The sequence below is a fragment of the Agrilactobacillus composti DSM 18527 = JCM 14202 genome (assembly GCF_001436375.1).
Classification (GTDB): domain Bacteria; phylum Bacillota; class Bacilli; order Lactobacillales; family Lactobacillaceae; genus Agrilactobacillus; species Agrilactobacillus composti.
This window is the reverse complement of record NZ_AZGA01000088.1, coordinates 290,948-298,703: the sequence shown is the minus strand read 5'-3', so window position 1 is coordinate 298,703 and position 7,756 is coordinate 290,948. Positions and strand designations below refer to the sequence as shown.

General features: G+C 46.3%; 6 protein-coding genes. 5 read left to right on the top strand and 1 reads right to left on the bottom strand.

The features are described 5' to 3' along the window. The coding region (locus FC83_RS16525) for a transposase (protein ID WP_236700854.1) at nt 1-831 on the bottom strand (831 nt) is incomplete at its 3' end. A 293-nt stretch (nt 832-1,124) separates the two neighbouring features. Here FC83_RS16525 and FC83_RS16520 point away from each other — a divergent pair. The 5 genes from FC83_RS16520 to FC83_RS16500 are packed head-to-tail and all read left to right on the top strand — an operon-like array spanning nt 1,125 to nt 7,515. Beyond that, nucleotides 1,125-1,733 carry a hypothetical protein gene (locus tag FC83_RS16520; protein WP_420805641.1) on the top strand — a complete coding sequence of 203 codons (609 nt, stop codon included), beginning with the start codon at nt 1,125-1,127 and terminating at the stop codon, nt 1,731-1,733. Between the two features lie 21 nt (nt 1,734-1,754). Next, nucleotides 1,755-2,261, top strand: coding sequence for an NADH-quinone oxidoreductase subunit NuoE family protein (locus tag FC83_RS16515; RefSeq protein ID WP_035450590.1), 507 nt, complete (start codon nt 1,755-1,757; stop codon nt 2,259-2,261). After that, nucleotides 2,248-3,549: a complex I 51 kDa subunit family protein gene (locus FC83_RS16510; protein ID WP_035450591.1), complete on the top strand. Its 1,302-nt coding sequence runs from the start codon at nt 2,248-2,250 to the stop codon at nt 3,547-3,549. The genes FC83_RS16515 and FC83_RS16510 overlap by 14 nt, the downstream gene beginning before the upstream one ends. Nucleotides 3,550-3,551: 2 nt before the next feature. After that, nucleotides 3,552-6,299 (top strand): formate dehydrogenase subunit alpha, encoded by a 2,748-nt coding sequence (fdhF, locus tag FC83_RS16505; RefSeq protein WP_156405619.1) that lies wholly within the window; start codon nt 3,552-3,554, stop codon nt 6,297-6,299. Continuing rightward, the gene (locus tag FC83_RS16500; RefSeq protein WP_035450592.1) at nt 6,286-7,515 is read left to right on the top strand and encodes a molybdopterin molybdotransferase MoeA; all 1,230 of its coding nucleotides are present in this window, start codon (nt 6,286-6,288) and stop codon (nt 7,513-7,515) included. Before fdhF ends, FC83_RS16500 begins: the two co-directional genes overlap by 14 nt. Nucleotides 7,516-7,756: the final 241 nt, after the last annotated feature.

Below are 7,756 nucleotides of genomic sequence, written 5' to 3'. Positions count from 1 at the left end.
GATATCAGTCATCCAGCGGTTCTCTTTATTGCCCATTTGACGGATACGTCGTTTGGCATTTCTGGTATTGTGTCTTTGCAGACTAGTTCGCAGCGCTTTGTAATGGCGCCGTTTACGGTTGATGGCTTGACCATTGAAAAACGCTGTTTTTCCCTGATCATCATAAGTGGTGACTAATTGCCGGATTCCCCGATCAAGCCCCACAACGTGTTGCATATCAGTACGGGACAATTCAGGGAATTCTTTATTGACTGCAATGTGTAAAAACCAATTGGCCCCAGACTTAATTAACTTCGCACCGCCAAACTCCCAAGTACCATCCAGATATTGTTCAAAGCCAGTTTTTAACACAAAACCAGCCTTCACCCGACCTTGAAGCGTATTGATGGACAGCTTTTCACCGTTTGCGACGATAGACCAATCCCGATTACGAACTAAGTCAGCTTGGGGGCGTTGGAAATAGACCGGCTTCCAAAGCCAGTGCAGGTCTCTGGGAACTTTGAGATAAATTTCTTTACCTTTTTTGTCTTTCTTACCGGTGGGATAGGCCATGGGTTTGCGTCGCAGCTGCGTCTGAACGGTTTTATAATTGGCAACCGTCGTTTTGATCGCGGAAATAGCCAACTGTGATTTTAAACCAAAGCGTTGCCGCAAGTCTGGATAAAGCTTTTTCTGTATTTTGTTACCACTCAACTTAAAACCATTGTTAAAAATGTACTCAGAAACATGATTACAGGCTGAGCGATATTGTTCACTGGTTTCCTGAAATTTAGCCGCATCAGTAGCGTTATCTAGTTTGAGTTTAGCTTTGACCGTTAGGCTTACCAACATTTCGGCCACCCACTTTCCTTATAGTTATTATAACCTATATGATAACTACAAAGAAATAATCGCGCTCAAAATGTGCACATGTTTATAAATCATTTGAGTTCTTCAAACTCAATCGGAATTCCTCACGGGATTGAGATCCTTTGCTTCCTTTCAAACATTCATGTAAAAATTAGGGTTTTCCCTCGGTTGACTATGTCTGTAAGCGCTTTATACTTAAGGATAATACAAAAATTATTTCTGAACACAAAAAATATTTTGAGACAGCAAATATATCTTTGATGCAAGTTAAGGAGATGGGTTCAATGGTAGCCGTACTGTCAGCTATACCACAGCTATTACAAATAGGTTCTACTGGACGGAACTCTGGCAAAACGCAAGTCGCAAAAGGCTTGATTCGCCGTTTTAAAGGCGAACAACATTTAATCGGATTAAAAATCATCACCATTACCGGCGCCCGGGGCAAATGCCAAAGAGGCGGCGTGGGTTGTGGGATTTGTACCAGCATCGACTCAGGCTTTGAGTTAACTGAAGAAACCAATAACCACGGACAAAAGGATACCATGGCTTTATTAGCCGCTGGGTGCGATCAAGTGTTTTTGTTAAAGGCCTTCAAAGATGAATTAGGAACTGCCTTTGAAACGTTTTTAAACCAAGTACCCGCTGATGCGGCCATTATCTGTGAATCCAATTCGTTACGACAAGTTGTTAAACCTGGCCTATTCATCATGATCAATAATCAAAAGAATCGGGTCAAACCTAGTGCTGCTGCGGTCATGGAGATGGCGGATTTAACCATTGAAGACTGGCAGGCTAGTGCGTTACTAGATGTTCGGCTTAAAACCGGCCTGGGGAATTCAGCGCTAACCTGGTCCTTTGAGCCAACTGCACAACTTTTAAAATAAAGACCTAAGGAGGTCAGTTTGATGACCACTGAAGAAAAAATCGCCATTATTGATCGTTACCATAGCAATCCAGAACAAATCCTGAATATCTTGGTGGATATTCAATTCCAATCTGAAGCAGGCTACATTGATCAACAAACCGCACAACTTGTCGCTGAAAAACTAGATATCTCGGAAACCCGGGTTTATGAAATCGTCAGTTTTTATGCCATCTTAAAAGAAACACCGCAAGCTCGGTATGTATTGAAAATTTGTGACAGCTCACCTTGTCACTTTTCCGGGGAACCGGTTGTCAGTCAATGGCTGCAAGAAAAACTGGGGGTCGGTGAAAACCAAATGACCCAGGATGGGCTCTTTATGTATCACGGGATTCCATGTGTTGGGGCCTGTGCCCAAACACCATTCGTTAAAATTAAAGGGGAAGTGTTCCCCCACTTGACCCCAGAAAAACTCGAAAAATTATTAGCCGACTTAAAGGCCGGCTATTATCCAGAATTAGTTGGAGGTGAAAGCCATGTTGAAGCGTAATGCACCCGTTTTAACAGCGCGATTTGAAGCTATGCGGGATGATCCCACCGATGTGGCCCATTACCGCCAACTTGGGGGCTATGAAGGTTTGGCCAGTGTCATTGACATGGGTCGGGAACAGGCCTTAGATGAATTAGATGCAGCCGCTTTACTAGGCCGGGGTGGGGCAGCTTACCCTGCTGGCCGCAAGTGGCGTCATTTGTACAATGCTGCTGGCGAGACCAAATATATCGTTTGTAACGGGGATGAAGGCGAACCTGGTACCTTTAAAGACAAAGCATTAGTGGAGTCCGATCCTTTAGCCGTTATTGAAGGCATGACCATTGCCGGGTATGAATTCAAGGCCCAACAAGGTTATATCTATATCCGGGGCGAATACCGCCATTTACGGGCCATCTTCAATCAAGCCTTAGAAAATGCCCGGGCTGCTGGCTTGCTAGGCGACCATATTTTAGGCATGGCCGATTTTAATTATGACATTCGGGTCATTTCCGGAGCTGGGGCTTATGTTTGCGGGGAAAGTTCCGCATTATTAAACTCCATTGAAGGTAAAACCGGTCGGCCTCGGGTCAAACCACCCCATTTAGCCGACGTGGGCTTGTATTTAAAACCAACCTTAGTGAATAACGTGGAATCCTATGCCAGCATTCCCGTGATCATGCGTGAAGGCGGTCAAGCCTTTCGCCATCTGGGCACTCCTGGGGGCGGCGGTACCAAATTAATTTGCTTGACCGGTCATGTGAAAAATCGGGGCCTGTATGAAGTTGATTTAGGCACCCCATTAGAAGATATTTTATATTCCGAAAAATTTGGCGGCGGTTCTAGCACCGGCCGACCTTTGAAATTTATTCATTTTGGCGGTCAATCCGGCAGTATTGGTGCCGCTGATCAGCTCCATGACTGTTTGTATTCTTATGAAGACCTCAAAACGCGGGGCTTAGCCATTGGCTCCGGGGCCATCGTGGCCATGGATGATTCCGTGGGCATCGTGGACTACTTGACCAGCGTGGCGAATTTCTTTGCCCATGAATCCTGTGGTAAATGTACCCCATGTCGGATCGGGACCTTACGTATTTTAGAATTATTGGAAAAATTCCAGCAAAAAGCCGGCGTCCCCGGTGATTTAGCAGTCTTTGAAAACATGGTGACCCATGTGACGCAACTGTCTGCCTGCGGTTTAGGCCAATCAGTGGGCAAACCGATGCTCAGCGGTTATGAATTATTCCCTGAAGAATTTAAACAAGCCATTAATTGGCAAACGGTTGAAAGAAAGGAGGTCGCTTGGTAATGATGACCCCAAAAGTAGATGTTAAAACAGTGACCCTAAGTATTGATGGGCAAGAAGTTTCCGTACCAGAGGGCACAACCTTAATGAATGCGGCCACACAAGCCGGTATTGATATCCCCACTTTGTGCTATTTAAAAGAACTAGCGCCAGACGGATCGTGTCGGATGTGTACCGTGGAAATTGAAGGGGCCCCTAAAGGTGGCCTAGTGACGGCATGTACCGCAGAAGCCCGCGACGGCATGGTGATCCATACCCAAAATAAAAAAGTCCGGGATTCCCGGCGCTTTGTTTTGGACCTATTATTGAGCAACCACAAATTAGATTGCTTCAAATGTCCAAGTAATGGTGATTGCAAACTGCAAGACTACGCTTTGGAATATGGCATGATGGATACTACCTTCACCGGCAAACGCCAAGCAGCTGACCAAATTGACAGCAGCAATCCTTTCTTTGACTATGATCCGGAAAAATGTATCATGTGTCGGCGCTGTGAACGGGTCTGTGCCCAACGCCAAGGCCAAGATGTCATCGCCGCTTCGCAACGGGGCTTTGATACAAAAATGTCACCTTCTTATGGTGAAGCTTGGGATCAATCCATTTGTGAATCTTGTGGGAACTGTGTTTCCGCTTGTCCAGTGGGGGCCTTAACCGCCAAAGATCATCAAAAATATCGGGCCTTTAATACCACTAAAGTCCGGACAACTTGTCCCCATTGTGGGACCGGCTGTCAATTAGATTTGATCGTCAACCAAAATAACGTCATTGTGGGGGCAGAACCGGCCAATGGGCCAGCCAACCGCAACTTATTGTGCGTGAAGGGTAAATTTGCTTCTTATAAATTCGTAGCCTCCCCTGATCGGATCGATACCCCGCTGATCAAACGCAACGGCAAATTTGAAAAAGCCACTTGGGAAGAAGCAATGGACTTAGTAGCCAGCAAGTTCACCGAATTAAAAGAAACTTATGGTGGCACCAGTTTAGCAGGCTTTTCTTGTTCTAGATCCACCAATGAAGACAACTTTGTCTTCCAAAAAATGGTGCGGACTGCCTTTGCTTCTAATAACGTGGACAACTGTGCCCGGCTATGTCACTCGGCTTCCGTTCATGGCTTAGCCCATACTTTAGGTAGTGGCGCCATGACCAACACCATCGAAGATATCACCACTGATGTGGATGCGATTTTATTGATCGGCTCGAACACCACTGAAGCCCATCCGGTTATCGGGGTGCAGATTCGTCAAGCCGTCCAACATGGGGCGAAATTGATCGTGGTGGATCCCCGCCAAATTGATTTGACGAAGCATGCCGCTTTAACGATCCAACCAAAAGCCGGCACCAACGTGGCCTTCATCAACGGGCTGATGCACGTCATCATTAAAGAAGGCTTGGAAGACCAAGACTTTATTAACAAACGGACTGAAAACTACGAAGCCATGAAGAAGGTTGTCGCCGACTATACCCCAGAAGTTGTGGGTAAGATCTGTGAAATCGACCCAGAGGCTATCGTGGCAGCGGCGCGGATGTATGCCAAAGCTGACAAAGCCCCAATCATCTATTGCTTAGGGGTTACTGAACATAGTACCGGGACTGAAGGCGTGATGAGCATGTCCAACTTAGCCATGTTAGTGGGCAAAGTTGGTCGCCCAGGTTGTGGCGTAAACCCATTACGGGGTCAAAACAACGTTCAAGGGGCCTGTGATATGGGTTGCTCCCCATTTGATTTCCCAGGTTACCAAAAAGTTGCCAATCCAGAAGTTGTGGCTAAGTTTGAAAATGCTTGGGGCACTGAATTAAACCCACGGATCGGTTTAACCTCCACCCAAGTATTACCAGCAGCCATCAAGAAACAAATTCATGGGTTATATATCTTTGGGGAAGATCCAATTGTGACTGATCCGAATACCGCCCATGTCCGCCAAGCCCTAGAAAGCTTAGACTTCTTAGTGGTTCAAGAATTATTCATGACTGAAACTGCGGCTTATGCCGATGTCATTTTGCCAGGGATCAGTTTTGCTGAAAAAGACGGGACCTTCACTAATACGGAACGGCGGATCCAACGGATTCGTAAAGCCGTTGAACCAACCCCAGGGGCCCGGGAAGATTTCAAGATTTTCTGTGAAGTTGCCACCCGGATGGGTTATCCAATGAGCTATGAAGCATCTAGCAAGATCATGGATGAAATTGCCAGCTTAGTGCCAACCTTTGGCGGGGTCAACTTCAAACGCCTGGAAAATCCTAATGGGTTGCAATGGCCTTGTCGTGATCTTGACGATCCTGGCACGCCAATCATGCACGTGGGTACCTTTACTCGGGGCAAGGGCTTGTTCATGGCCTTACCTTATAAACCAGCCCAAGAACTCCCTGATGAAGAATATCCATTCCTCATGTCCACTGGCCGCATGTTGTATCAATACAACACTGGAGCCATGACCCGGCGGACGGAAGGCATCAATAAATTGGCCGGCCGTTCTTATATCGAAATCAATATTGAAGATGCCAATCGTTATGGCATCCAAGACGGGGATAAGGTCCAAGTATCTTCCAGACGGGGGACGATTGAAACCTATGCCCATGTGGGCAACATCGTCTTACCAGAAGCGGTCTTCATGACCTTCCACTTTGCTGATGGGAATGTCAACGAATTGACCAACTCGGTCTTTGATGATATTGCTCGGATTCCAGAGTACAAAGTATGTGCTGTGAAAATTAAGCCGCTGAATACGCGGGTGGCACAAAATGTCCCTAGTTAAACGTACCCCCTTAGTGCCAGTTGAATCCGCGCAAAATATTTTAAAGCAACATGTGCCTATCCAAAGCCGTAGTGAGACTGTCCCTTTATTAGCCGCCCAAGGCCGGATGTTGGCCCAAGCTGTTTATGCCCAAGCACCAGTGCCTAGCTTCGCCAGAGCGGGTATGGATGGTTATGCGGTGCGCACTGCTGATATCAAGGGGGCAACCCCTGAACTGCCAGTGACCTTGGCCGTGTTGGGCCACGTTTATCCTGGTGAAGATCCCAGTTTATTTTTGGGCCAGCCCCAAACCGCGGTGCGCGTTTTGACGGGTTCACCGATCCCCACTGGTTTTGATGGGGTCATCAAGCAAGAATGGACCAATTTAGACGCCAAACAAGTTGCTATATTTCATGATATCGCCCCTAAAACCAATGTTGGCGCAGTGGGTGAAGATATCCCCCAAGGTCAACAAGTATTGGCTAAGCATAGCTATTTAAATTATGAAAGCTTGGGTATTTTAGCCAGTTTAGGCGTGACTGATGTCACGGTGTTACGACCGTTGCGCGTGGGCTTGATCTTTACGGGCAGTGGTATCCAGACCCCTGGGACCCCCTTGAATCCCGGGTCGATATATAACAGCTTGATGTATCCTTTGGTGACTTACATCCAAAGTCACGGCGGTGTGGTGGTTTTCAAGGAATATAGTGATACCAGCTCCCATAATTTTGCCAACATTATTCGGCAATATGGCTCCCAAGTAGATCTGATCATAACCACGGGCGGGGTTTCGGTGGGGGATCAAGATATTGTCCCCAAGGCTTTAGCCGCACTGCGGGCTAAGATTTTATTTCAGGGTGTGGCCATGAAGCCAGGGACGCCAGTATTAGCCAGTTTGTGGCAGGGACATTTGATTTTATCCCTATCCGGTAATTTATTTGCGGCCTTGGTAAACTTTCATTTGTTCTATTGGCCTTTATTGGCACAATTCTTTGATAATGATCAATTTGCTTTAAAACAGCAAACTACTACTTTGACCAAGGGGAGTATGCCCCCGAGTAAATTACGCCGCTTTGTCCGGGGCCAGTCCAATGAAGAAGGGGTGGCCATCACGGCCAAGAGTCATCATGCCTCGGTATTGTCGGATTTGATCGACAATGATTGCCTAATTATCCAGCCCCAAAACACCCAGTTACAGTCAGGCGATCAGGTACAGATCCTAACTTGGCCCCGGTAGATCAAGTTTTGTTATAAAAAGCGGTTTCATAAATAATAGCTAACTTGGTATGTCAGAATTAGGCACTAACATTTTATAAGCAAATTCACAAACCAAACAAAATTTTGTTTATTGCAGAATATCTATAAGGGTTTCCCCTATGGTTTCTATAATTTAGATTAGAAAGCGGTTAATTTAATCCTTAAAAAAGGCTTTACGGCCTGTCATATCAGCGTTTGTAAGCGGAAGCATGCATCTAAGA

Coding starts and splice junctions, on each gene's coding strand:
- FC83_RS16520 (WP_420805641.1), top strand. CDS start 1,125: ATGGGTTCAATGGTAGCCGTACTGTCAGCTATACCACAGCTATTACAA.
- FC83_RS16515 (WP_035450590.1), top strand. CDS start 1,755: ATGACCACTGAAGAAAAAATCGCCATTATTGATCGTTACCATAGCAAT.
- FC83_RS16510 (WP_035450591.1), top strand. CDS start 2,248: ATGTTGAAGCGTAATGCACCCGTTTTAACAGCGCGATTTGAAGCTATG.
- FC83_RS16500 (WP_035450592.1), top strand. CDS start 6,286: ATGTCCCTAGTTAAACGTACCCCCTTAGTGCCAGTTGAATCCGCGCAA.
- fdhF (WP_156405619.1), top strand. CDS start 3,552: ATGACCCCAAAAGTAGATGTTAAAACAGTGACCCTAAGTATTGATGGG.